Source organism: Thermococcus sp. JCM 11816, from assembly GCF_055396515.1.
On record NZ_AP043741.1, the window covers coordinates 1,340,747 to 1,363,462 of the forward strand.

At 53.0% G+C, this 22,716-nt stretch carries 31 protein-coding genes; 17 read left to right on the top strand and 14 right to left on the bottom strand.

Annotated features, from left to right (window positions below):
- Positions 1-59: 59 nt before the first annotated feature.
- Positions 60-476: a 4Fe-4S dicluster domain-containing protein gene (locus ACZ5TN_RS07585; RefSeq protein ID WP_464917572.1), complete on the top strand. Its 417-nt coding sequence runs from the start codon at positions 60-62 to the stop codon at positions 474-476.
- Positions 477-526: 50 nt separating this feature from the next.
- On the opposite strand, the gene ACZ5TN_RS07590 is transcribed toward ACZ5TN_RS07585, so the two are convergent.
- The gene (locus ACZ5TN_RS07590) at positions 527-805 is read right to left on the bottom strand and encodes a NifB/NifX family molybdenum-iron cluster-binding protein (RefSeq protein ID WP_464916397.1); all 279 of its coding nucleotides are present in this window, start codon (positions 803-805) and stop codon (positions 527-529) included.
- Positions 798-1,697, bottom strand: a complete 900-nt coding sequence (locus tag ACZ5TN_RS07595; RefSeq protein WP_464916398.1) for a cation diffusion facilitator family transporter — start codon at positions 1,695-1,697, stop codon at positions 798-800. Before ACZ5TN_RS07595 ends, ACZ5TN_RS07590 begins: the two co-directional genes overlap by 8 nt.
- A 111-nt stretch (positions 1,698-1,808) precedes the next feature.
- On the opposite strand from ACZ5TN_RS07595, the gene hypA reads away from it, so the two are divergent.
- Genes hypA through ACZ5TN_RS07625 form a run of 6 tightly spaced genes read left to right on the top strand, consistent with a single transcriptional unit; the run spans position 1,809 to position 4,563 of the window.
- A complete protein-coding gene (hypA, locus tag ACZ5TN_RS07600) occupies positions 1,809-2,228 on the top strand; it encodes a hydrogenase nickel incorporation protein HypA (protein ID WP_011250958.1) in 420 nt (139 codons plus the stop codon).
- Positions 2,225-2,971 (top strand): Mrp/NBP35 family ATP-binding protein, encoded by a 747-nt coding sequence (locus tag ACZ5TN_RS07605; RefSeq protein ID WP_011250957.1) that lies wholly within the window; start codon positions 2,225-2,227, stop codon positions 2,969-2,971. The genes hypA and ACZ5TN_RS07605 overlap by 4 nt, the downstream gene beginning before the upstream one ends.
- Positions 2,972-3,028: 57 nt before the next feature.
- Positions 3,029-3,361, top strand: a complete 333-nt coding sequence (locus tag ACZ5TN_RS07610; protein WP_011250956.1) for a hypothetical protein — start codon at positions 3,029-3,031, stop codon at positions 3,359-3,361.
- A complete protein-coding gene (locus ACZ5TN_RS07615; RefSeq protein WP_048053763.1) occupies positions 3,358-3,831 on the top strand; it encodes a putative toxin-antitoxin system toxin component, PIN family in 474 nt (157 codons plus the stop codon). The genes ACZ5TN_RS07610 and ACZ5TN_RS07615 overlap by 4 nt, the downstream gene beginning before the upstream one ends.
- 3 nt (positions 3,832-3,834) lie before the next feature.
- Positions 3,835-4,311, top strand: a complete 477-nt coding sequence (locus tag ACZ5TN_RS07620; RefSeq protein WP_011250954.1) for a hydrogenase 3 maturation endopeptidase HyCI — start codon at positions 3,835-3,837, stop codon at positions 4,309-4,311.
- A 36-nt stretch (positions 4,312-4,347) separates the two neighbouring features.
- Positions 4,348-4,563, top strand: a complete 216-nt coding sequence (locus ACZ5TN_RS07625; RefSeq protein ID WP_464916399.1) for a hypothetical protein — start codon at positions 4,348-4,350, stop codon at positions 4,561-4,563.
- 21 nt (positions 4,564-4,584) lie between these two features.
- Here ACZ5TN_RS07625 and mobA read toward each other — a convergent pair whose 3' ends face one another.
- Positions 4,585-5,193: a molybdenum cofactor guanylyltransferase MobA gene (mobA, locus tag ACZ5TN_RS07630; protein WP_464917573.1), complete on the bottom strand. Its 609-nt coding sequence runs from the start codon at positions 5,191-5,193 to the stop codon at positions 4,585-4,587.
- A gap of 84 nt (positions 5,194-5,277) precedes the next feature.
- On the opposite strand from mobA, the gene ACZ5TN_RS07635 reads away from it, so the two are divergent.
- The gene (locus ACZ5TN_RS07635) at positions 5,278-5,505 is read left to right on the top strand and encodes a HypC/HybG/HupF family hydrogenase formation chaperone (RefSeq protein WP_011250951.1); all 228 of its coding nucleotides are present in this window, start codon (positions 5,278-5,280) and stop codon (positions 5,503-5,505) included.
- Positions 5,505-6,623: a hydrogenase formation protein HypD gene (hypD, locus tag ACZ5TN_RS07640; RefSeq protein WP_464916400.1), complete on the top strand. Its 1,119-nt coding sequence runs from the start codon at positions 5,505-5,507 to the stop codon at positions 6,621-6,623. Before ACZ5TN_RS07635 ends, hypD begins: the two co-directional genes overlap by 1 nt.
- Before the next feature lie 119 nt (positions 6,624-6,742).
- Here the strand turns inward: hypD and ACZ5TN_RS07645 are convergent, their stop codons facing one another.
- Positions 6,743-7,267 carry a ferritin gene (locus tag ACZ5TN_RS07645; protein WP_011250949.1) on the bottom strand — a complete coding sequence of 175 codons (525 nt, stop codon included), beginning with the start codon at positions 7,265-7,267 and terminating at the stop codon, positions 6,743-6,745.
- Positions 7,268-7,570: 303 nt separating this feature from the next.
- Here ACZ5TN_RS07645 and ACZ5TN_RS07650 point away from each other — a divergent pair, with 303 nt between their 5' ends.
- The 6 genes from ACZ5TN_RS07650 to hypE all read left to right on the top strand — a co-directional run bounded on the left by ACZ5TN_RS07650 (position 7,571) and on the right by hypE (position 12,739).
- The gene (locus tag ACZ5TN_RS07650; RefSeq protein WP_464917574.1) at positions 7,571-8,182 is read left to right on the top strand and encodes a hypothetical protein; all 612 of its coding nucleotides are present in this window, start codon (positions 7,571-7,573) and stop codon (positions 8,180-8,182) included.
- Positions 8,183-8,391: 209 nt separating this feature from the next.
- Positions 8,392-10,710, top strand: coding sequence for a carbamoyltransferase HypF (gene hypF, locus ACZ5TN_RS07655; RefSeq protein ID WP_464917575.1), 2,319 nt, complete (start codon positions 8,392-8,394; stop codon positions 10,708-10,710).
- Between the two features lie 41 nt (positions 10,711-10,751).
- Positions 10,752-10,994 carry a hypothetical protein gene (locus tag ACZ5TN_RS07660; RefSeq protein ID WP_011250946.1) on the top strand — a complete coding sequence of 81 codons (243 nt, stop codon included), beginning with the start codon at positions 10,752-10,754 and terminating at the stop codon, positions 10,992-10,994.
- Positions 10,981-11,307: a type II toxin-antitoxin system VapC family toxin gene (locus ACZ5TN_RS07665; protein ID WP_464916401.1), complete on the top strand. Its 327-nt coding sequence runs from the start codon at positions 10,981-10,983 to the stop codon at positions 11,305-11,307. Before ACZ5TN_RS07660 ends, ACZ5TN_RS07665 begins: the two co-directional genes overlap by 14 nt.
- Positions 11,307-11,633 (top strand): nucleotidyltransferase domain-containing protein, encoded by a 327-nt coding sequence (locus ACZ5TN_RS07670; RefSeq protein WP_054839511.1) that lies wholly within the window; start codon positions 11,307-11,309, stop codon positions 11,631-11,633. The genes ACZ5TN_RS07665 and ACZ5TN_RS07670 overlap by 1 nt, the downstream gene beginning before the upstream one ends.
- Before the next feature lie 89 nt (positions 11,634-11,722).
- Positions 11,723-12,739: a hydrogenase expression/formation protein HypE gene (hypE, locus tag ACZ5TN_RS07675; RefSeq protein ID WP_464916402.1), complete on the top strand. Its 1,017-nt coding sequence runs from the start codon at positions 11,723-11,725 to the stop codon at positions 12,737-12,739.
- A gap of 4 nt (positions 12,740-12,743) precedes the next feature.
- On the opposite strand, the gene ACZ5TN_RS07680 is transcribed toward hypE, so the two are convergent.
- The gene (locus ACZ5TN_RS07680) at positions 12,744-13,904 is read right to left on the bottom strand and encodes an MFS transporter (RefSeq protein ID WP_464916403.1); all 1,161 of its coding nucleotides are present in this window, start codon (positions 13,902-13,904) and stop codon (positions 12,744-12,746) included.
- A gap of 149 nt (positions 13,905-14,053) precedes the next feature.
- On the opposite strand from ACZ5TN_RS07680, the gene ACZ5TN_RS07685 reads away from it, so the two are divergent.
- Both ACZ5TN_RS07685 and ACZ5TN_RS07690 read left to right on the top strand, forming a co-directional pair.
- The gene (locus ACZ5TN_RS07685; RefSeq protein ID WP_011250941.1) at positions 14,054-14,347 is read left to right on the top strand and encodes a hypothetical protein; all 294 of its coding nucleotides are present in this window, start codon (positions 14,054-14,056) and stop codon (positions 14,345-14,347) included.
- Positions 14,344-15,543: a cysteine desulfurase gene (locus ACZ5TN_RS07690; RefSeq protein ID WP_011250940.1), complete on the top strand. Its 1,200-nt coding sequence runs from the start codon at positions 14,344-14,346 to the stop codon at positions 15,541-15,543. The genes ACZ5TN_RS07685 and ACZ5TN_RS07690 overlap by 4 nt, the downstream gene beginning before the upstream one ends.
- On the opposite strand, the gene ACZ5TN_RS07695 is transcribed toward ACZ5TN_RS07690, so the two are convergent.
- The 9 genes from ACZ5TN_RS07695 to ACZ5TN_RS07735 form a co-directional block, all read right to left on the bottom strand.
- Entirely contained in the window at positions 15,540-16,055 is a 516-nt protein-coding gene (locus ACZ5TN_RS07695) for a hypothetical protein (RefSeq protein ID WP_464916404.1), read from the bottom strand. The genes ACZ5TN_RS07690 and ACZ5TN_RS07695 overlap by 4 nt on opposite strands.
- A gap of 43 nt (positions 16,056-16,098) precedes the next feature.
- The gene (locus tag ACZ5TN_RS07700) at positions 16,099-16,884 is read right to left on the bottom strand and encodes a hypothetical protein (protein ID WP_464916405.1); all 786 of its coding nucleotides are present in this window, start codon (positions 16,882-16,884) and stop codon (positions 16,099-16,101) included.
- A 24-nt stretch (positions 16,885-16,908) separates the two neighbouring features.
- Complete coding sequence (locus ACZ5TN_RS07705; protein ID WP_464916406.1) at positions 16,909-17,295, bottom strand: hypothetical protein; 387 nt, start codon at positions 17,293-17,295, stop codon at positions 16,909-16,911.
- A 4-nt stretch (positions 17,296-17,299) separates the two neighbouring features.
- Positions 17,300-18,106, bottom strand: coding sequence for a hypothetical protein (locus tag ACZ5TN_RS07710; RefSeq protein WP_232500577.1), 807 nt, complete (start codon positions 18,104-18,106; stop codon positions 17,300-17,302).
- 64 nt (positions 18,107-18,170) lie between these two features.
- The gene (locus tag ACZ5TN_RS07715; protein ID WP_464916407.1) at positions 18,171-19,118 is read right to left on the bottom strand and encodes a hypothetical protein; all 948 of its coding nucleotides are present in this window, start codon (positions 19,116-19,118) and stop codon (positions 18,171-18,173) included.
- Between the two features lie 75 nt (positions 19,119-19,193).
- Positions 19,194-20,189 carry a pyruvate synthase subunit PorB gene (gene porB, locus ACZ5TN_RS07720; protein ID WP_464916408.1) on the bottom strand — a complete coding sequence of 332 codons (996 nt, stop codon included), beginning with the start codon at positions 20,187-20,189 and terminating at the stop codon, positions 19,194-19,196.
- A gap of 10 nt (positions 20,190-20,199) precedes the next feature.
- Positions 20,200-21,384, bottom strand: a complete 1,185-nt coding sequence (gene porA / locus ACZ5TN_RS07725; protein ID WP_011250933.1) for a pyruvate synthase subunit PorA — start codon at positions 21,382-21,384, stop codon at positions 20,200-20,202.
- An 11-nt stretch (positions 21,385-21,395) separates the two neighbouring features.
- A complete protein-coding gene (gene porD, locus ACZ5TN_RS07730) occupies positions 21,396-21,713 on the bottom strand; it encodes a pyruvate synthase subunit PorD (protein ID WP_011250932.1) in 318 nt (105 codons plus the stop codon).
- A gap of 63 nt (positions 21,714-21,776) precedes the next feature.
- Positions 21,777-22,712 carry a 3-methyl-2-oxobutanoate dehydrogenase subunit beta gene (locus ACZ5TN_RS07735; protein WP_011250931.1) on the bottom strand — a complete coding sequence of 312 codons (936 nt, stop codon included), beginning with the start codon at positions 22,710-22,712 and terminating at the stop codon, positions 21,777-21,779.
- Positions 22,713-22,716 lie beyond the last annotated feature (4 nt).

A 22,716-nucleotide genomic window follows, 5' to 3' on the forward strand; every position in this document is an offset into this window, starting at 1 on the left:
CAAGATATATGAAAAATATTTTAAATGAAAAAGATTCAGCATAAATTGAGGTGGATGAAATGGCCGATGTTAAGGCTCCCGTCATCGGGAAGGACGCCCTTGGAAGAGAAGTTAAGGATCTGAGCGTTATTCCTTGGTGGGGAATTGATAGGAAGGAGATAGAGTGGTATCCAAAGATAAACTACAGCGTCTGCGCCCGTTGCGGTCTATGTTTCATAACCTGTGGAAGAAGGGTCTTCGACTGGGACACCGAAGAGGGGAAGCCCGTTGTTGCAAGGCCCTACAACTGCATGGTTGGTTGCAACACTTGTGCAATCCTCTGCCCATGTAACGCCATTGAGTTCCCACCAAAGGAGTATGTTAAGAAGCTCGTCATAGAGCACGGGATCATAAGAAAGGCCTTTGAGATAACAAAGCCCCTGACAAAAAAGAGGGAAGAGAGTACGAACGGAGCTGAGAGCGTCTTCAATCCTTGAGAAGGTTTAGAACGTCTTTTACATTTTCCCCGGATTCTACTTTAATTATCTTATTTAATTATCTTAACGCCCCCCGCCTCAAGTATTGCCTTTCCCTTCGGGCAGTCCATAGGGGTCAGCAGTACGTTCACTCCCAGGTTGACCAGAAACATGGCCACCATAGAACCAGCTCCGTAGGGCTCCCTTCGGTAGGGGTTCTCAACTACTTCCAAGCTTTTTATTTCCCCGTTCTCAAGCTCAACCAATGTGAAAGTCTCGGCCCTTACGAGGCTTTCATGCACCCTGTCTTCAAGCCCACCTCTGGATGTTGGGACTGCTACCCTAATCACTTTTCTCATCGCAGATCGTGTTTTTATCCTCACACCGCCCAGCCTCAAGCTGGACTGTAACGTGGGTTATCCCGAAGCGTTTAAGCCTCTCCTCAATCTCGTCTATTAACCTCTGCGCCTCGCTTATCGGCATATCGTCGACCTCGACGTGACACTCAAAGTGGATCTCCTTCTCCCCTATCCGCCATACGTGGAAGTGATGGGCGTTCCTGATGCCCGGAATACTCTCGATTTCGCGTTTTATCTCATCAAGGTCCAAATCAGGAGCCGCTTCCATGAGCACCTCCACGCTCTCCTTCAGTATCTCGTAGCCCTCGCGGAGGATGTAAACCGAGATTAGAACAGTGACGAGCGGGTCTATCCAGAGGACATCCCCCAGTATTATCGCGATTCCACCTATCACAACCGCAACCGAAGAGAGCGTGTCGCTCAGGAGATGCAGGTAGGCGGAGCGGACGTTCATGCTCTCGTGAGCGTGCTCATGGAGCAGGAGAACCGAGATAAGGTTGGCTAAGAGGCCAATTAGGGCAACGCCTAGCATAAGCGGGCCGTCTATTGGCTCCGGGTTCTTAAAGCGCTTGTAAGCCTCAACGAGGAGGAAGAGCGCAACACCGACCAGGACAGCGGAATTAACGAACGCGACCAAAATCTCAGCCCTCTTGTAGCCGAAGGTGTACTTCTCGTTCTTCTCTCGCTCGCCTATCTTTATGGCGAGATAGCTCGCGAGGATACTCATTGAATCGCTGAAGTTGTGAAGGGAGTCGCTGAGAAGGGCCAAACTTCCGGAGAGGATACCACCGATGACCTCGGCTAGGGTTATCACGATGTTCAGGGCAAAGGAAAACAGCATCCTGCCCTTAAGCTCGCCGTGGTGATGGTGGGCCACTTTCATCCCCTCATTTCGATTTCCGTTCACTCGTTCAAAAGATTTTTGTTATGTAAACGGATGGTTTAAAACTCAGACCTTTTTAAGGTAGCACTCCAATAGGAACTCGGTGATACCATGCACGAGTGGGCGCTTGCCGATGCGATAGTAAGGACGGTCTTAGATTATGCTCAAAGGGAAGGGGCAAGCAGGGTGAAGGCGGTTAGGGTTGTTCTTGGGGAACTCCAGGACGTTGCGGAGGACATCGTGAAGTTCGCGATGGAGCAGCTCTTCGCCGGGACGATTGCTGAGGGTGCTGAAATAGAGTTCGTCGAGGAAGAGGCCGTCTTTAAGTGCAGGAATTGTAACTATGAGTGGAAGCTCAAGGAGGTAAAGGATAAGTTCGACGAGAGGATTAAGGAGGACATCCACTTCATCCCGGAGGTCGTCCACGCCTTCCTCGCCTGCCCGAAGTGCGGCAGTCATGATTTCGAGGTCGTCAAGGGAAGGGGAGTTTACGTTGCTGGAATAAAGATCGAGAAGGAGGGAGGGTCATGAACGCGATAGACCCGAGGGAGATAGCGATAAACGCGAGGCTTGAGGGAGTCAAGCGGATTATCCCGGTCGTCAGCGGAAAGGGCGGTGTTGGAAAGTCCCTCGTCTCAACTACTCTCGCGCTCGTCCTGGCTGAGAAGGGCTACAGGGTCGGCCTCCTCGACCTCGACTTCCACGGGGCCAGCGACCACGTCATCCTCGGCTTTGAGCCCAAGGAGTTCCCCGAGGAGGACAGAGGTGTCGTTCCGCCGACTGTTCACGGGATAAAGTTCATGACTATCGCGTATTACACGGAAGACAGACCTACACCGCTCCGCGGTAAGGAGATAAGCGACGCGCTAATAGAGCTGCTCACGATAACCCGCTGGGACGAGCTGGACTACCTCGTCATAGACATGCCGCCAGGTCTTGGCGACCAGCTCTTGGATGTCCTCCGCTTCCTCAAGAGAGGCGAATTTCTCGTTGTCGCTACACCTTCAAAGCTCTCCCTCAACGTCGTGAGGAAGCTCATCGAGCTCCTCAAAGAGGAAGGACACAAGGTCATCGGCGTCGTTGAGAACATGAAACTCCGTTCGGAGCAGCTCGACGACGAGAAGGACGTTGAAAAGCTCGCCGAGGAGTTCGGCGTTCCCTACCTGGTCGGCATACCATTCTACCCCGACCTCGACGCGAAGGTTGGGAACGTTGAAGAACTAATGAAGACGGAGTTCGCCGGGAAGGTGAGGGAGCTGGCGGGGAGGCTTTGATTTTCATTTTTGAATTTCGAAAGCTTAAAATACTCCTGGGGAGTACGCGTTAATGCAATGAGCGAGGCCGTGAACCCCAAACTCTACAGCATTGAAAAACTTCTGGAGGACAAGGACAAGAGATTGCTCGTTTCTGAGGTAGTCCTTAAGCTGGCTGAGGCCCTGGGTGTGACCGTTGAAGACTTTCTCGGTTACATGGAGTGGAAGGAGAACATGGGGAAACTTGAGAGGGCTGAAAAAGAAGCCCAAATTCCAGAATCAATCCCTGTAGAGTTCCCAACAGAGGATGCCCCCGAGGGGCTTGAAGAGGCTCTCAATGAAATCGAGGAGGACATTCAAAAATGGCAGAAAATCGAGAGGCGGCTGAAGGAGATGGGGTTAGAGTTGTGATAGAGACTTCGGCGTGGATTTCTTTTCTCCTCAGCAAGAATCCAGAGAAAAACGCAGTTGCGTTTATCCTGAACCTCATGCTTAATAGGGCCGTGGTGAATTACATCTCGAAGGAAGCGCTCGAAGAGGTTGAGCAGAAGTTCGCCCACCCGAAGATAATGGGGCTTCGCTCGGGCTTTGCCCCGCGGAATCCACTCCAAGACCCAGCCATCCTCTTGAAGCTTATAAAAGAAATCAGCGTGTTTGTTGAGCCCAAAACGAGACTGTCACTGTGCCAAGATGAAAGCGACAACAAGTGGCTTGAGCTCGCCCTCGAAAGCGGCGCGGATGCAATAATCACGTACGACCGAGACCTCTTAGACATGAGGAACGACGAAAAGATACTTCAGATAGGAGACTTTCAGGTATACATCCTCAGGGGGCTGGAATTCATTGAGCTGTACCGGAAAGGAATTTTCAGGGGGTATTGAATAATGAGCGTCCTTGAAGATGTCTTCTCCGGGAAGACGCGGATCGTAATCTGCGGGATCGGAAACGACGTGAGGGGGGACGACGCCTTCGGCGTTCTCGTCGCCGAGAGGCTGAAGGAGCTGGTGAAGACCCCAGATGTTCTCATCCTGAACTGCGGCGAGATGCCGGAGAGCTACGTCGGTAAGATAGCGGCCTTTAAGCCAGACTTGGTGGTCTTCGTTGATGCCATCCACTTCGGGGGTGAGATTGGGGAGTTTATAATCGCCGACCCGCTGAAAACCCTCGGGGAAGCTGTATCGACCCACGGGCTTCCTTTGAGGATTGTGGCGAGCTATATTAAAGAGCAAACGGGGAGCGATATAGTCCTCATCGGCTGTCAGCCGGGTTCGACGGGCCTCTTTGAGGAGCCGAGCGAACTGATAAAGGAAAGGGCGGAGAGGCTGGCTGAGCTGATTGCGGAGATTCTGAAGAACAAGTAAGAAAGCTATTTAAGATTCCGCAAAAAAGTTTTGATCGTGGTTAAGATGGGCACGATAACGATTCACGTCCCAGAGGGCATTGATCCAAAAATCGCTAAGGGATTCGCCAAGCTGATAGAAGAAAGACTTAGAGAACTAGCCGAGCTAGATCACCTCCTAAAGAACTCCGAGCTTACCGACGAGGACATTGAAGAAATCACAAAGGAGATAGGGGCGAGGAGGGCTTTCTTTGAGAGAAAGAATCGTGGTTGACACCAACGTGCTCTTCTCGTTTTAGCCATTCTCAGAATCCAGACTGTCTCGGGTTCTCAGTGGAGTGAGCCTCTGCAAATCCTCCCTCGTGTTCACGTTGGAGAAGCTCCCCCACCAGCTCTCTGGCAGTTTTTCAATCTCGATGTAGCAGGCGTCGCTTTCTCTAATCGCCTGGTTTATCGCGTAGTTCCTGGATTTTATCCTCTCCTCCAAAAAATCCCTGAAAGAACTTGAGTAAGCGGCGTGGAGCGGTTCAAGGTAGCCGTTGCTCCACCTCGGCACACAGGCTGGCTTTTTGGCCTCTTCAAAGCGCTCGACGATGAAGTCTATGAACTCCGGGACGAGGAGGGGCATATCGCCGGCGACAACAAAGGCGTCACCGAGGCTCAGGGCGGTGAAAATCCCACCCATCGGCCCGATCATCAGCTCATCAACCACAACATCGTGCCCAAAATCCCTGAGCTTCTCCGCGTTTTCCTTTGATGCAACTAAGACTATCTCGTCTATTTTCTCCGCCTGCTCCAGCCTCTCAATGGTGTAGAGGAGGAGGGGCTTTCCGCTGATCCTGAATAGGAGCTTGTCTCCGCCGAAGCGTCTGCCCCTCCCTCCAGCCAAGACTGCTCCAATCATAGTCATCACACAGTTTGGGGTTCTAAACCCCTGGTTTAAAAAAGCCCTATAAGAGCCTTGCCCAACTTTAAAGTGGTGAGAAAAATGTGCCTTGCAGTTCCTGGAAAGGTCATTGAGGTAAACGGCCCCGTTGCTGTCGTGGATTTTGGGGGAGTAAAAAGGGAGGTAAGGCTTGACCTAATGCCAGATACCAAGCCAGGAGACTGGGTTATCGTTCATACGGGCTTTGCAATAGAGAAGCTGGACGAGAAGAAGGCGATGGAAATCCTTGAGGCTTGGGCAGAGGTTGAGAAGGCCATGGAGGGGTTCTGATGGAGGAGCCCTTTGAGGCCTACCGCTCGCGTGAGGTGGCCATGAAACTCGTTGAAAAGATCAGAGAGGAAGCGAAGACCCTCGACGGTGAAATCAGGATAATGCACGTCTGCGGAACCCATGAGGACACGGTAACGAGGCACGGAATCCGCTCGCTTCTTCCGGAGAACGTTAAGGTCGTCAGCGGGCCGGGCTGTCCGGTCTGCATAACACCGGTTGAGGACATCGTGGCGATGCAGCTCATCATGAGGAAAGCCCGGGAAGAGGGAGAAGAGATAATCCTGACGACCTTCGGCGACATGTACAAGATCCCGACGCCGATGGGGAGCTTCGCCGACTTAAAGAGTGAGGGCTTTGACGTCAGAATCGTCTATGGTATCTATGACACGTATAGGATCGCCAAGGAGAACCCTGACAAGACGGTCGTCCACTTCTCGCCGGGCTTTGAGACGACAACCGCTCCAGCGGCCGGAATGCTCAACGTCGCCGCCCAAGAGGAGCTTGAGAACTTCAAGATATACTCCGTCCACAGGCTAACCCCGCCAGCCGTTGAGGTGCTCCTCAAGCAGGGCACGGTCTTTCAGGGCCTCATAGACCCCGGCCACGTCTCCACGATAATCGGAGTGAAGGGCTGGGAGTACCTGACAGAAAAGTATGGTATCCCTCAGGTCGTCGCGGGCTTCGAGCCGAACGACGTCCTCATGGCGATTCTTATGCTCATCAGGATGTACAAGGAAGGCGAGGCGAGGATAATCAACGAGTACGAGCGGGCTGTCAAGTACGAAGGCAACGTGGTCGCCCAGAAGATGATAGACAAGTTCTTCGAGGTCGTCGATGCCAAGTGGCGTGCCCTCGGCGTTTTCCCGAAGAGCGGCCTCGAGCTGAGGAAGGAGTGGAAGGATTTCGAGATAAGGAGCTTCTACAAAGTAGAGGTGCCAAAGGACCTCCCGGACCTCGAAAAGGGCTGCCGCTGCGGCGCCGTGCTGAGGGGACTGGCTTTACCTACTGACTGCCCCCTCTTCGGAAAGACCTGCACGCCGAGACACCCGGTCGGGCCGTGCATGGTGTCCTACGAAGGAACATGCCAGATATTCTACAAGTACGGCGTGCTGTTCTGACTTCCTTATTTTTTGTTGTACATTTTGGGCCTCATTCTAACGGTTTCATAAGAGAACTACCTCATCATCTTCCTTCTCTGGAAGTTCTTCCTCAAAAAACTAGGAAGAGAAAACAAGAATCACTCACCCTTCTGAGTGAGCAGTGCCCTGAGCTTCGGCGCCCTGGCTCCAAGCTCCCTGTCGAGCATGAAGAGGCCCTGGGGGTTGTCGCCGATTATCTTGAGCTTGTCGACTATCGCCTTCGTGCTGGCCTCCTCCTCGACCTGCTCCTCGACGAACCACTGGAGGAACTGGTAGGTAGCGTGGTCTTTCTCCTCCTGGGCAAGTTCGACGAGCTTGAATATCGACTGAGTAACCCCAACCTCGTGGAGGTACACAGCCTCGAAGGCCTTCAGCGGGCTCTCGAAGGTCTGCTTGGGCTTCTCAATCTTCTCAAGCTCTACCTTGCCGCCCCTGTCGAAGATGTAGTCGTAGAACCTCATGGCGTGTCCAAGCTCCTCCTCGGCCTGGGCCTCCATCCAGGTGGCGAAGCCGTCAAAGCCCATGTCCTTGAAGTAGGCCGCTATGCCCAAGTAGAAGTATGCAGAAAACAGCTCCTTGTTAAGCTGTTCGTTCAGGGCCTTCAGCATTCTCTCGCTCAGCATTTCCATCACCTCACTTCTCTGTTGTTTTCGAACGTTATAAGTTTATCTATCGAACTACCATCGGAGCTCTAGCAGGAGAGCAGTACCACCCCGAGTGATTGACACTGTGATGATTCCACACATTTGTGGTGTCTAAATGTCAAATATTTGGCTATTTTTTGACTCGATTTTGTCATTTATTCAAAAAGAAGTGTGATTAGGATAACAAAAGTTCATTAGGAGAACCAAAAAGGTTATATTCCTTAACTGCATTGGACAATAACGAGAACAAACACCCATAGCTGGGTATTGGAGGTGGTGCCAATGGCGAAGACGACCTTTGAGGAGGAAATCTACCTTAGGGCCCTCACTGGAAGGCTGGTTGGAAAGGCCCTCGCAGACCTCGGGCTCAACAAGGTTGCCGTCGTTGCCAGCAGGAACATAATCTGCTCCAGCATAGCCACCGCAACCGAGGCTACATACATAACCCTCAGCGGAGGAGTGACCTACCACTTCCTTGCAGAGGCAGGCAAGGAGGCGGACATCGCGAAGCGCGTCAAGGAGTTCGCCCCGCAGGTTACAGTCCTCCAGTTCGGTGGTGAGACCCCGATCGAGGAGACCAAGAAGATATTCGTAGAGACCCTCAGACAGTTCGCCGAGCAGGACGTTCCTGGAGCATTCGTCGTCCACGTCAGGATATTCGCGGCAGGAGGACTCGCCGAGGCCCTTAAGGACGAGAAGATCAGGGAGTACCTCGGTAAGAAGGATCTCTTCGTCTACACCGTCGGCTTCGATGAGGGCAAGGTCTACGTCAACAAGATACTCCTCGACGGCGAGGAGATCAAGCTCGAGAATATAGCGGAGTACCAGGTCACCCTCGAGCACGCCGACCTGCTCAATCGCTCCCTCAAGGACAGGAGCGTTACATTTGCCTGATGGCGCTATTCCGCTTTTTCCATTTCTAGCCTATCTCTTGAAGGAACTCTTTTCCGAATTCTGTTTCCCATAATGGAGGCTCTCGTTTCGTAGTTGGTCCAGAAGGATGACAGTGGGCACCAAAGGTTCAGAACTCCATTATGGTTTTCAACTTTTGGTTTTGGAAAGGTATAAAGGCTCAGAAGGTCAAAACAAAACCGGTGAGAGGAATGAAGGCCTATCACATTCACGTTCAAGGCATCGTTCAGGCGGTCGGATTCAGGCCGTTCGTCTACAGAATAGCCCACGAGCACAACCTGCGGGGCTACGTCAAAAACCTCGGCGATGCGGGCGTTGAGATAGTCGTTGAGGGCAGGGAAGAGGACATCGAAGCCTTCATCGAAGACCTCTACAAAAAGAAGCCTCCTCTGGCGAGAATTGACCGGATTGAAAAGAAGGAAATCCCGCCGCAGGGTTTCGACCGCTTTTACATTGAGAAAAGTTCCAAAGGGGGAAAGGGCGGGGATTCCATAATCCCACCTGACATAGCCATCTGTGACGACTGTCTGAGGGAGCTTTTTGACCCCACCAACAAGCGCTACATGTATCCCTTCATCGTCTGTACAAACTGCGGCCCTAGGTTCACGATAATTGAGGACCTCCCCTACGACCGCGAGAACACGACGATGAAGGAGTTCCCGATGTGCGACTTCTGCCGGAGCGAGTACGAGGATCCTCTCAACAGGCGCTACCACGCCGAGCCGACGGCCTGTCCCGTCTGTGGGCCTTCATACAGGCTCTACACCAGCGACGGGCAGGAGATATACGGCGATCCGCTCAGGAAGGCGGCCGAGCTCATAGACAAGGGTTACATAGTGGCCATCAAAGGAATCGGCGGGATACACCTGGCCTGTGATGCCACAAGGGAGGACGTTGTGGCTGAGCTGAGGAGGAGAACCTTCAGACCACAGAAGCCCTTCGCGATAATGGCCAAAGACCTTGAGACCATAAAGAGCTTCGCCTATGTGAGCCCAGAGGAAGAGGAGGAGCTGACCTCCTACAGACGGCCGATAATAACGCTCCGCAAGAAGGAGCCCTTCCCGCTCCCGGAGAACCTCGCGCCGGGGCTTCACACCATTGGAGTCATGCTTCCCTACGCTGGAACCCACTACATCCTCTTCCACTGGAGCAAAACTCCGGTTTATGTAATGACTTCGGCCAATTACCCAGGAATGCCGATGGTCAAGGACAACGAGAAGGCCTTTGAGGAACTTAAGGATGTAGCCGACTACTTCCTCCTCCACAACAGGAAGATACTGAACAGGGCAGACGACAGCGTGATAAGGTTCGTTGACGGGAAGAGGGCCGTGATAAGGCGCTCCCGCGGCTTCGTGCCACTTCCAATAGAGATACCCTTCGAGTACAACGGCCTGGCAGTGGGAGCAGAGCTCATGAACGCCTTCGGCGTGGCAAAGAACGGAAAGGTCTACCCGAGCCAGTATATAGGCAACACCGGGAAGGTTGAAGTCCTCGAGTTCATGAGGGAGGCAATAGCACACTTCAGGAAGATTCTCAGGGTGAAAAACCTTGATCTCATCATAGCCGACCTCCATCCGGCTTACAACACGACGAAGCTTGCAATGGAGATGGCCAACGAGCTGGACGTGGAACTCCTTCAGGTTCAGCACCACTACGCCCACATAGCGAGCGTCATGGCCGAGAAAAACCTCGATTCTGTCATTGGGATAGCGCTCGACGGCGTTGGCTACGGGACAGACGGAAACACTTGGGGCGGGGAAGTCCTTTATCTGGGCTATGAGGACGTTGAAAGGTTGGCCCACATCGACTACTACCCTCTCCCGGGCGGGGATTTGGCGAGCTACTATCCATTGAGGGCTCTGATGGGGATACTGAGCAAGGTCTATTCGATTGACGAGCTTGAAGGTGTTATAAACCGCTGCTGCCCGAAGGCCGTCGAGAGCCTCAAGTACGGAAAGGTCGAGTTCAACGTCGTCCTCAACCAGCTCGCCAAGGGGATAAACACGGCCTACGCTTCTTCAACGGGAAGAGTCCTCGATGCCATTGCCGTCCTCCTCAACGTCGCCTACAGGAGGCACTACGAGGGAGAACCGGCAATGAAGCTTGAGAGCTTCGCCTTCAAGGGCAAGAACGACCTGAAGTTCGAGGTTCCAGTTGAAGGAGAATTGATAAGGGTTGAAGAGCTGTTCCAGAGTATCCTTGAGGCAATTGAGGGGGCATCACCCGCGGACATAGCTTATTCAGCCCACCTCGCCCTCGCGAGGGCCTTTGCCCACACTGCCGTCGAAAGGGCCAGAGAGTTCGGAGTGAAGAACGTTGCCCTGAGCGGAGGAGTTGCGTACAACGAGCTCATAACCAAGATGATAAGAAAGGTCGTGGAGGCGAACGGGCTGAACTTCCACGTGACGACCGAGGTGCCGAGAGGGGACAACGGGGTAAACGTCGGTCAGGCATTCCTCGGTGGGCTCTACCTCGAGGGCTACCTAACGAAGGAGGATCTGATGCTGTAAGATTTAAGTTGAGAAGGGACAAAGTTCTTTGGGGTGAAAGCATGGGAAAGGTGATCACCATTAGGGTACCCGACTGGGTAAGTGAGGATTTCGTGAGGAGGGTAGAACGACTAGTTGAGGAGGAGATAGAGAGGGCTTTCGCCTCTGGGAGGGTGGATAGGGAAACCTATCTCCGCTTTATCGAGACGTACAGTACCACGGATGACGTTCTTCTTGAAAACGATGAAGAAATGCTCTCAGAGATGAGAAAAAAGGAGAAGGCGAGGATAAATGGTAGTTATTGACACAAACATAGTCATAAGACGAGGTAAGGCGGGAGAGGAAATAAGAGAGAACATCACAGAGGTTACCGTGGTTGAATATCCCCCTGTCATAACCTATCGGAAATTTCATGGAGAGGTACTTCTGATAACCCGAAGAAGTATTGCAACGGCTGTAGAACTTCAAAGAAGGCTCAGAAAAATTGGAAGACCAAAACAGTTTGCGGACATTATGATTGCGGCAATATGCATAACCAATGGTGAAAAACTCATAACCCACGATTCTGACTTCAAAGACATCAGAGAGGTCTCGGAACTGGATGTGGAGGTCGTATAATGCCCGTTATTCCAAAAGAAGAGCTCCTCAAAATTCTGCGGGACGTGAAGGCAAGGCTCCAAGAAATCCTCGGAGAGAACCTAGTCGAGATCATCCTCTTCGGCTCCTACGCGAGGGGAGAGGCTGAAGAGTGGAGCGACGTGGATGTACTCGTCGTTGTGAAGCGGTGGCTGACGCTTGAGGAGCTCGACAGAATGGCAGAGGCGACCAATAAGTATGCCATCGAAAAAGGAGTGGCGATATCGCTCATACCCTACATCGAGAAACCGGACATGAGCTCGGACCCACTGATCCTCAACGTGATGCGGGAGGGCATAAAAGTATGATCAATTACCCTGCCATAATACGCAAGGCGAGGAGTTTTTGGACTTCACACGCTCATACCTGAAGGAAAAAGGTCTGCTGGGTGATTGAAATGGATGAAAAGATAAAGCTCGAACACGGAGCCGGTGGAGAAATAATGGAGGAGCTTTTGAGAGACGTTATCCTAAAGACCCTGACGCTGAAATCCGCCGGAGGTATAGGGCTTGATGCCCTCGACGACGGAGCCACAATACCCTTTGGAGACAAGCACATCGTCTTCACGATAGATGGACACACGGTAAAGCCCCTCTTCTTCCCTGGAGGAGACATAGGCCGCTTAGCGGTCAGTGGAACCGTGAACGATCTGGCCGTTATGGGTGCTGAACCGATAGCACTTGCAAACTCGATGATAATCGGCGAAGGCCTTGATATGGAAGTCTTGAAGAGGGTTCTCAAGTCCATGGACGAGACGGCAAGGGAAGTCCCCGTTCCAATAGTCACGGGCGACACCAAGGTCGTCGAGGACAAAATAGAGATGTTCGTCATAACCGCTGGAATAGGAATAGCGGAGCACCCGGTAAGCGACGCCGGGGCAAAGGTCGGCGACGCCGTGCTTGTCAGCGGGACTATAGGCGACCACGGCATAGCCCTGATGAGCCACAGGGAAGGTATAGCCTTCGAGACCGAGCTCAAGAGCGACGTCGCACCGATATGGGACGTTGTCAAAGCTGTCGCCGAGACAATCGGCTGGGAGAACATCCACGCGATGAAAGACCCGACGAGGGCCGGACTGAGCAACGCCCTCAACGAGATCGCTCGCAAGAGCAACGTTGGAATCCTCGTGAGGGAAGCTGACATCCCGATAAGGCCAGAGGTTAGGGCTGCCAGCGAGATGCTGGGAATAAGCCCTTACGACGTCGCAAACGAGGGTAAAGTGGTCATGGTAGTCGCGAGGGAGTACGCGGAAGAGGCCCTTGAGGCAATGAGAAAAACGGAGAAGGGCAGGAACGCGGCGATAATCGGTGAGGTAATAGCTGACTACCGCGGCAAGGTTCTCCTCGAAACGGGAATAGGTGGAAAGAGGTTCATGGAGCCTCCCGAGGGAGACCCCGTTCCGAGGATATGCTGATTTTCTACTCTTCTTCCTTTGAGAACAGTGCCCAGAAGGTCGCCATTGAAGCCCCGTACAGGAAGCCCGTTATCAGGAAAGGCATCGTGAGGGAGCGGTCGAATATCACCCCTCCAATGTACTGACCCATCCCGAAGGTTGCCGTCCACGAAAGGTTTCTGAGTGCTAAAGCCGTCGAGCGCTCCTCCGTTGAGAAGAAGCGCATCATGAACGCGTCCCATATTGGGTTCACTATGTTCATCAGGATCGTCCTGATGATGTAGACGAGTGCGGCGAGCGGAAAACTCGGCAGGAACGGCATTCCAGCGATGAGAAGCGTGGCACTGCCGTTGAATGCAACTATCGTCCTAACGCTCCCGGCCCTATCAGCCAAAGCAGGAAGAAGAAAGGTGCCGAGGCCCATTATGAACTGCTGGATCGCGAAGAGGCCGCCTATGCTTTCCAAGCTAGTGCCGAACTTCCTGTTGAACCACAGGCCCATGTATGGAATAGTCACTCCAGCCCCGAGCCCGATAAGGGCGCTGGGAAGGGAGAACTTGAGGATTTTTACCACAGTTTCACGCTCGAATTTTATCTCACGTCCCTTTCTGTCAAGTATTGGGTGCACTAGGGAAATAACAACCAGCTGAATAAGAACAAAGCCTATTGAGACCACAAGCGTATCCCTGTACGGGTTCTTCCCGTCCAGAACCCCAGGGAGAAAACCCCCGAGTAGAGTCCCAAAGGCTGCACCAAAAGTTCCCATGGCGGAGTTCATGGAAAAGAGGTAGTGTCTGTTCTCATCGCTCGCCTCTTCGCTGAGGAGGGACATCAAAGCAGGCCCCTCTAGTGCCATGCCAATCCCTAGGAGCACTGAAGCTATGGCCAAGAAGTGAAACTCGGGCAGAAAGACCTGCACCAGCCTTCCAGACATGAAAAATATGAGTGCTAGGATTATACTTCTTTTATACCCAATTTTTACCGCAAGGGGCCCTGTGAAGAGAAGCAGAGCGGCCTGGGCTATCGTTGAGAGTGAGAAAAGCACGCCCATACTCGAATAGTCCATGCCGAGGGACTTGAAGTAGAACGGGACTATGAACCAGGCTATATTGCCCCCTAACCAGCCGAAGAAGGAGTAGATGACCACCAGATAGGCGTCGCGGCTGAAAGACAGATAAGTCCTCATCAACCTCCAGCTCGACTGGGCCTTTATAAGCTTGTCGAAACGTTAAGAGCCCAAATTAAAATACTCTCCCATTTCACATTTCTGTCCTTAACCTTGGGTTCAGGAAATCCGTATAAGCCCAAAATCCAACATCCACTTCGGTGGTGGGAGTGATAATCGCCAAACCATGCACTACGATGAAGGGGATCGTGATCTCGGGCTACTCCTGGGAGAAGCCGATAAAGATAGACCTCACAAAGACAGCCCAGTGTCTCCGCGAGAGAGGGCACAGCGTGAAGAAGCTCCTTCCAGGAATGATGCTCATTCTCGAAATGGAGGGCTACGAAGTCAGCGTTTATCCAAGCGGGAAGATAATAGTCAAGCTCCTCGATGATGCCGAGCTTGGAAGAAAGATCGCCGAGACGATCTATGACTGCGCGGGAATCCTGGAGGTGGTCGCATGAAGATACCGGACGATATTAGAAAGGACATACCGCTCACGAGCGAGGTCATTTACTTTGACAACACCGCCACATCACTCACACCAAAGCCAGTCATCGAGGCAATGGATGAGTACTACCTGAAGTACCGCGCCAACGTCCACAGGGGCGTCCACAGGCTCTCGCAGATAGCGACTCACAAGTACGAGGAGAGCAGAAAGGTCGTGGCGGACTTCATCAACGCGAAGTTCGAGGAGATAGTCTTCACCAAGAACACGAGCGAGAGCCTCAACCTCGTCGCCCTCGGGCTGGAGCACATCTTTGAGAAGGGAGACAAGATAGTGACCACACCGTACGAGCACCACTCAGACCTACTCCCCTGGCAGAGGCTCGCGAAGAAGAAGGGCCTCAGGCTGGAGTTCATAGAGGGCGACCTGGAGGGGAACCTCGACCTCGCCGATGCCGAGAAGAAGATCAAGGGAGCGAAGCTCGTAGCAGTTCAGCATGTCTCGAACGCCCTTGGAGTAATCCACGAGGTCGAGGAGCTTGGAAAGATGGCGAAGGAGGAGGGCGCGATATTCGTTGTTGATGCGGCCCAGAGTGCTGGCCACATGGAGGTTGATGTGAAAAAGCTCTACGCTGACTTTCTGGGCTTTTCTGGCCACAAGGGACCGATGGGACCGACTGGGATTGGTGTCCTCTACATCAACAGCGAGTTCTTCGACGTCTTCGAGCCGCCGCTCATAGGTGGGGGAACAATCGAGGACGTTGACCTTGACTCTTACAAGCTGGCAGAGCCGCCGGAACGCTTTGAGGCGGGAACGCCGAACATTGGAGGGGCCATAGGCCTCGCCGCTGGGATCCGCTACATCGAGAGGATTGGAATAGAGAAGATCGAAAAACAGGAGCACAAGCTGGTGAAGCGCACAACAGAAGGCCTTGACGAGCTTGAGGTTCCATGGTACGGGCCGCGGAACCTGAAAAAGCACGCTGGCGTCGTCAGTTTCAACGTCCCGCCGCTACATCCTCACGACGTTGCCGCTATACTCGACGAGCACAACATCATGGTTCGCTCCGGTCACCACTGCGCCCTGCCCGCGATGAAGAAGCTCGGAGTGGAGGGAACTGTTAGGGCTTCATTCCACGTCTACAACAGCGTTGAGGAGGTCGAGACGTTTCTGAGCGTTATGGAGAATCTGATAAGAGGTTTGAGAGGTTAAAGGGGCATCCTGCCCCACTCCACGTTTACCGTTTCAGGGGTGCGGTAGATGAAGGCCCCCTCCCCCTTGTGGACGTGCTTCCTGCTCGGCCCCGGCAGTACGCCGCTGGTCTCGTAAACGAAGCTCTGGACGTCGGGGTCGTGGTAGAGGAGCAAAACGGGACCAGCCAGGTTGAGGAGCGAATCGAGGGCGTACTCGCTTGCAACCACGGTTACTCTTCTCAGCATCGGTTTTGTGAGCAGTGGGAGCCCAGCGCCGCCTGCAGAGGTGTAGCTTAACACGGCCGCGTCGTTAAGGCCCACCATTGTTTTCCTCCTCTTTTCAAGGGCCGCCGCGAGCACGAGGAAAGCTGTCCCGACGAGGGTTATGCTGTGGGCGTTGCCCAAATTCACGAGGACGTTTTTCCCAAGCTCGGGGACGTCACCGGAGTAGAGGAGCTGGTCTATGGCGCTGTAGCTCTCGGCTATTACTTCAGAGGCTTCCGGTGTGGGAAAAGGAGGGAGATTTTTCATCGGATTGCCTGATGCTGACATTTCAGAAAAGTTTCAAGCGCTGTCACTCTTCTGTTTGCGCTTTGAAGTATTCTTCTGCCCTCTTAATGAGAAGCTCGTTCTCGACCTTTTTTCCAATTCGCCTAAAGACCACCACAATTATATGAGAGCTGAACCATGTTTTGTCTTCAATTAGCTCTCGGTAGCTCTCTTCATCGGTTAAATCGCTTTCTCTTACTGAAACAAGTATTTTATAACTATCCAATCTCTTGATTAGGACATACTCTTCATCCTCCCTTCCAGGTCTTTCAATCAGCTCGTAGAGACCGTCCTCCAAGTCTAAGAGTTCTTTCTTCACTATGGTAACGTCCGAAGGAACGATTTCAAGCTTTTTTCTTTTCACAGTCTCAACCAACCATTCGTAGAAAAGGAACTGGTTGTTTTCTTCAAAGCCTGCATCTCTGAGGTCGTGGTCGTCTGTGTAACCACAGATGAGGACCGCCCCAACCCTCATCAGCTTTCCGAGAAACTTCATAAGTTCGGGGCTTAGGACGAACAGCCACCTGCCGGTGGAGACTCCAATCTGGAGGAGCGTCATGTTCTCCTTTGAGTACGTTTCGACCTCAAGCCAGTCAAAGGAATCTTCCTCGGTGGTTTTCAGCTCGTAGTGCAGTTCTCCCACTGCAACCAGCCTAAATCCCCTCATATCAAAGATGAACTTCAGGTGCTCTTCTCGTCTTTCCCGCTGGTACGCGAGTTCGCGAGTGTACTTGAACTCGCGCGAGAGCTTCTCAAGCACTTCTCCCCAAGGCTTATCAAACACGGCGACAACATAATACGTGGTTCCCATACCACTCCCCCCATGGTTCATTCATTAATGAAAAATAAAGAAACAGGTTCGGTCGAATTCTGAAGCTAGGTAACGCACTTCAACGTCCACACCAAACCTGGACTTTATCTCCTTTGGCAGGTACTGGGTGTAGTAATAGTAGCCCCTTATGTTCTCAATGCCTCCAGCATAGTACACCTCAATCTTTCTGATTCCCTTATTGATGGCGTACTCAGCGTACTTTGCAAGCTGTTCCTCGCTTATTTTATGTGCGTTTCTCTTGCACCCTATCACCACTCTCTCAGAACCCTTCCTGGCAATTATGCCAATTTCTGTTTTCATCCCGTGTTTGATGGCAATGGTTAGAGCATCCGCAGGCACCTCGCCCCTGAGAGCCTCCTCGAAGCCAAAGAAGATAAAGGGGAAAGACATGAGCTCACCTCCCAGATAGCTTTACCCTTTTAAGTTCCTTTTCTGCATCTTTGATGGCCTCATCGATGGCCCTCAGGAAGACGTTCTTTGGGACTTTGACGGCCATGCCAGAATACAGGACGAATGCCAGCAAAAATTCTCCCTTTCCAGAGTCTGCCGCGTAGAGAACTTCAAAGGGGTCATAGGTTGAAAGGGTAAAGCGAACGAAAGGAGGAGCTGCTCCTGCTGAGAGCTTTTTAAGGCCCGCCAGTTCGCGGAGAAGGCCCCTATCCTCCGGCTTTTTTGCCCCTTTGGAAGACAGCCTCTTGATTTCACCATCAACGTTCCACTTTACCCGCCACTCCTCCGCAGGCAGTTTGCCATCCGCCACAAACGCCTTGAGAAGTTTAAGCTCCTCAACGTACCCTTCGAGATTAACAAACGCCTCCAGTACGTACGTGCTCCCGTAAACTTGAACTTCGTACTCGTCCATGATATCCTCAGGTTCACCGAACATCTCAAGAACTTCATGCGAAGGCGGCTTTAGTTTGAACCTGAGCCACCCCATCCTCACGGGTTTATTATTGAGAACCGCTTTCAGGTTCTGGATGGAAGTTCGGATTGCCTCGATGAAGTTGTCACGGGTGAGCTGTACTTCCCCACCATCCCGAAGGGTCAGGTGAACCCATCCACCCTCAGCCATTATCTTGAGGTCCCAGAGCTTTTTCGGGAGAGCATCCATCGAGTGGAGTGCCTTTAGGGAGCTTATGAATTCATCCAGCGTCACTGGGTCTTCACTGATGAAAACTGGCCCCTCTTCGAGCACCAGCACTGGAAATCCCCTATCTCCCTCCTGTAGGAAGAATGAAAAAGCAAAGATTGAAATCACCTCCCTGTCAATATCTCCTTGAAGATGGTGGGAATGCCGTAACTATCCGGTACATCCCCCACTTGATTCTCTCAATCACTACCACCACTTTCTTTCCCAGCTTTGGGGAATATTTAACAAGTACTATTCTCTGTTTTCCACTGATAATGTCTCCGCATTTAATTTTGTCTGGGTTTTCTATAACCTTGCCCATTTCGTTTAAAAGATCCACGGCGGAAATGTGAGTGAACTGATCCTTTCCAGGCTTTTTCATGATGTGGTTGAAAATAATATGTTTTGCCCCTTTTGCATCAATGATAACATCTCCTCCTTCGAATACTCCACAATCGAGGTTTGCCCCATTGAAGTGTGCCCTGAAACCCCTGTACTCCCTGTCAAAATCCTCTGCAAGCTTTTTAGCATCGTTGGCATCCCAGCCGTTTAAGTACGCTTGTGCCAAGAGTTTGCCGTACTCCTTCGGGCTGAAAAGGTCGTCCACTTGATCGAGTTCGCTCTTTTTGACCTCCACCACAGTCCTGGAGCCGTCTTTGATGACCAATTTATCAGCGAGGGGAGTTGGGAATATCCAGATTTTCTTCAGATAAACTTGGACGCGAGGATGCTCCATCGAATAACCCGCGGTGCCTATAAAACCATCCCCAAACTCTGCCAGCTGCTTGAAACCCGTGGCTTTCAGAATGAACTCGGCAACCTTTCCACCGTACTTCTTGATCACTTCATAGAGTCCCTTTACAGCTAGCGTTGCCAGACTGACTGTTAACACGAGTAGTTCTGTACCTCCTACGATTATCTCTATGCCGACTTCAATTGCCTGAAAAAATTTTGGTTTGACTCTATCTCCTGGCCTCTTTAAGGAATACGTATCCGGTGGTATTTCAATGCTGCCGTTCACCGTTCCATTAACGAGGCTCGCCGTTGCACTCGCACCGCTAACTATCAAAAACCCGAAGAGCATGGAAAGAATTTTCTTCCACGAAACCCAAGAAGCCCCACGGTATCAAGGATTTTTAAAAGAAAAAGAAACTGAAAATCACTCCTCCGGCTTCGGGAGGGTGACGTCAACGCCGAGGGTCTTCCACATGGCCTTGATCTGCTCGCGCATCTCGTCAATAGCCTCTGGCTTCCTGAAGAGGTGCTTGAACCTGCCCTGGAGCTTGAGGTACTCCTCGATGGGCTTCTTGAACTCTATGGCGACTATCCTGCCGCCCTCGCGGGTGACCTTGGCGCCTCCTCCGGGCGGCTGGATCTTGATGTTGAAGAAGTCGCCGTTCTCGATCTCGAAGAGCGGCCAGACGCCGGTCTCGATGGCAAGGCGAGCTATCTCAACACCCTTCTCGAGCGGGCTCTTCCATCCGGTCGGGCAGGTGCAGTGAACCTGGACGAAAGCCGGACCATCGACCTTAGCGGCCTTCTTCATCTTCCTGACGAAGTCGAAGGGGTTGCCGATGCTCGCGGTGGCAACGTACGGAACCTGGTGGGCAGCAGCGATGAGGGCGACCCACTTCTTGGGCTTGTCCTCACCGATTGAGTACTTTCCGGGCGGTGAGGTGGTGGTCCAAGCACCGTAGGGGGTTGAACTTGACCTCTGGATTCCAGTGTTCATGTAGGCCTCGTTGTCGTACATGAGGTAGACGACGTTGTGCCTCCTCTCGAGCATTCCCGAGAGGGCCTGGAGACCGATGTCGGCTGTTCCACCGTCTCCACCGATGGCAAGTATCTTACCCTTTCTGCCGATCTTCTTCCAGGCCGCTTCAACACCGCTGGCAGCGGCCGCGGCGTTCTCGAAAGCGACGTGCACCCAGGGGACCTTCCAAGCGGTGTACGGGAAGACTGCCGAAACGACCTCCATACAGCCTGTGGCCTGGGCTATGGCGAATGCATTGGGATCACCGTATTTCTCCTCCATGGCCTCGCTGAAGGCCTTGGTGGCGAGCTTGAGAGCGGTGGCACAGCCACAGCCGGCACAGGCGGCGTGACCAGGCGCCCAGTACTCGCGAGTGGTAATCGGGGGTTTCCTAACGGCCATTTTCCTCACCTCACAGTATCTCCTTCCTCAGGCCGATCCAGTTGACCTCATCAAACTCCTCACCGTTGAGGGCCTTCTGGGCTATGGCCAGTGCCTCGTCGAGGTCCTTGAATGTGACGTCCCTGCCACCGAGGCCGAGGATGAAGTCGACGATCTTCGGCCTCTCGTCAAGGTTGACGAGGGCCCTGCTGAAGTCCTGGAAGAGTGCTCCACCAACGCTGAAGGTGACGTTCTTCTCAAGGAGCGCGAGAACCTTGGCCTTCTTGGCGAGCTCCCTGACTTCTTCGGTCGGGAACGGCCTGTAAACGGTGAGCTTCGCAGCGCCGACCTTGAGGCCCTTCTCCCTGAGGTGGTCAACGTACTCCTTGAGGGTTCCGGCGAGTGAACCCATGGTGACGAAGATTATCTCTGCGTCCTCAGTCCTGTACTCCTCGACCTTCTGGTATTTTCTACCGAACTTCTTCTCGAACTCGGCGAAGACCTCGTCGATGACCTTCTTTGCATTCTCGTTGGCCTCCCAGACGGTGTATCTGGCCTCCATGTAGTGGGCCGGGAAGGCGAGGGTACCCTGGGTTATCGGTCTCTCCGGATCGAGGTAGGCGTGCTTCGGCTCGTACTCACCGAGGAACTCGTCGACGACCTCCTGGTCGGGAATCTCAACTGGCTCAACTGTGTGGGTCAGGATGAACGCGTCGAAGCCAACCATTGCCGGAAGGAGAACCCTCTCGTCCTCGGCGACCTTGAAGGCTATGAGTATGAGGTCCAGAGCTTCCTGGTTGTTCTCGGCGTAGAACTGGAGCCATCCAGTATCGCGCTCGCTTATCGTGTCCTGCCAGTCGTTCCAGATGTTGATCGGGGCTGAAAGGGCACGGTTTCCAACGGCGATGACTATCGGAAGGCGCATTCCAGCGGCGATGAAGAGTATTTCGTGCATCAGGGCGAGACCCTGGGAAGCGGTTGCTGTGAATGTTCTAACTCCAGCGGCGCTGGCACCAACACAGGCGGAGATAGCTGAATGCTCGCTCTCGACCTTGATGAACTCGGCGTCGAGCTCCCCGTTGGCGACGAATTCACTAATCTTCTCTGGAACGAGCGTTGACGGGGTAATGGGGAAGGCCGCGATAACCTTGGGCTTGGCCAGCTTGGCCGCCCAGGCGGCAGCCTCGTTTGCCTTCATAACGGTTCTTATCGGCATCTTTCACCACCTCACTTGGTCTCCCTAACCATAACTATGGCATCAACAGGGCATTCGTTGGCGCAGATGCCACAGCCCTTACAGTAGTCGTAGTCAAAGACCGGGTAGCCTTCCTCATCGAGGTAGATAGCCGGCTCCGGGCAGTAGATATAGCAGAGGTAGCAGCGAGTGCACTTGTCGCGGTTGAATTCAGGCATAAAAACTCTCCAGGAACCTGTCTTGTTGATAACGCTGCTTCCCGGGATGTAAGCTATCGCTCCGGGCGTCATCTTTTCGCTGTACTCCTTCTGAACCCTCTCAATATCGGCCTTAAACGGACTCTCAGCCATATGTATCACCTCGAGTGAGTTATCATGTGGACTTTAAACTTTTTCCAAAGGGAAAACGAAAGCTCAGCCGAAGACCTCGGCGAGCTTCTTGAGCTTCTCCCACTCGCGGAGCACCCACTCCTGGAGAACTTGGATGTCCTCCTTGGTCATGTACTTGAACCTGCCCTGGAGCTTGAGGAACTCCTCGATCGGCTTTGGCTCCTTCTTCGGGTTTGGCATGTTAATCCTGTACTTGCCCTCCTTGTACTCGAAGAGCGGGAAGTAGGCAGTCTGAACGGCAAGTCTGGCTATCTCAATGCTCTTGTCGGTGGGTGAGCGCCAGCCGGTCGGGCACGGGGCGAAGAGCTGGATGAAGCTCGGGCCTGGAGTCTTCTGAGCTGTTTTGAGCTTCCTTATGAAGTCCTCAGGGTAGGCAACGCTTGCAGTTGCCGCGTAGGGAATCTCGTGGGCTATGACGATGTCTATGACCTTCTTCTTGTGCCTCTTCTCGAGGAAGTGCCTCTTTCCTCCGGGGGTGTTGGTCGTCCATGCTCCGTAGGGGGTTGAACTTGACCTCTGGATTCCAGTGTTCATGTAGGCCTCGTTGTCGTACATGATGTAGAGAGCATCGTGGCCCCTCTCAAGGAAGCCCGAGAGTGCCTGAAGGCCAATGTCAGCGGTTCCACCGTCGCCAGCCCAGCCGACGATCATGACGCCGTCTTCGCCCTTGACCTTTATGCCCCTGGCCTTCAAAGCGGCCTCGATGCCGCCAAGGACGGCACCGGTCGTCTCAAAGGCCGTCTGGAACAGGTTGGCACCCAGAGTGTTGTAGGGCCAAGCACCGGCTATAATCGTCGAACAGCAGGCTGGGATTGCGAATATCGTCTTCCTGCCGTAGGCCTTGAGGACGTACCTCAGCCCGAGTGCAGCCCCACAGCCCTGGCAGGCCGTGTGACCGGCATAGAAGTGCTCCTCCGCCGGGAGCGTGAGCTTTTTCTTAATCTGCTCGGGAATCTCCATCTTT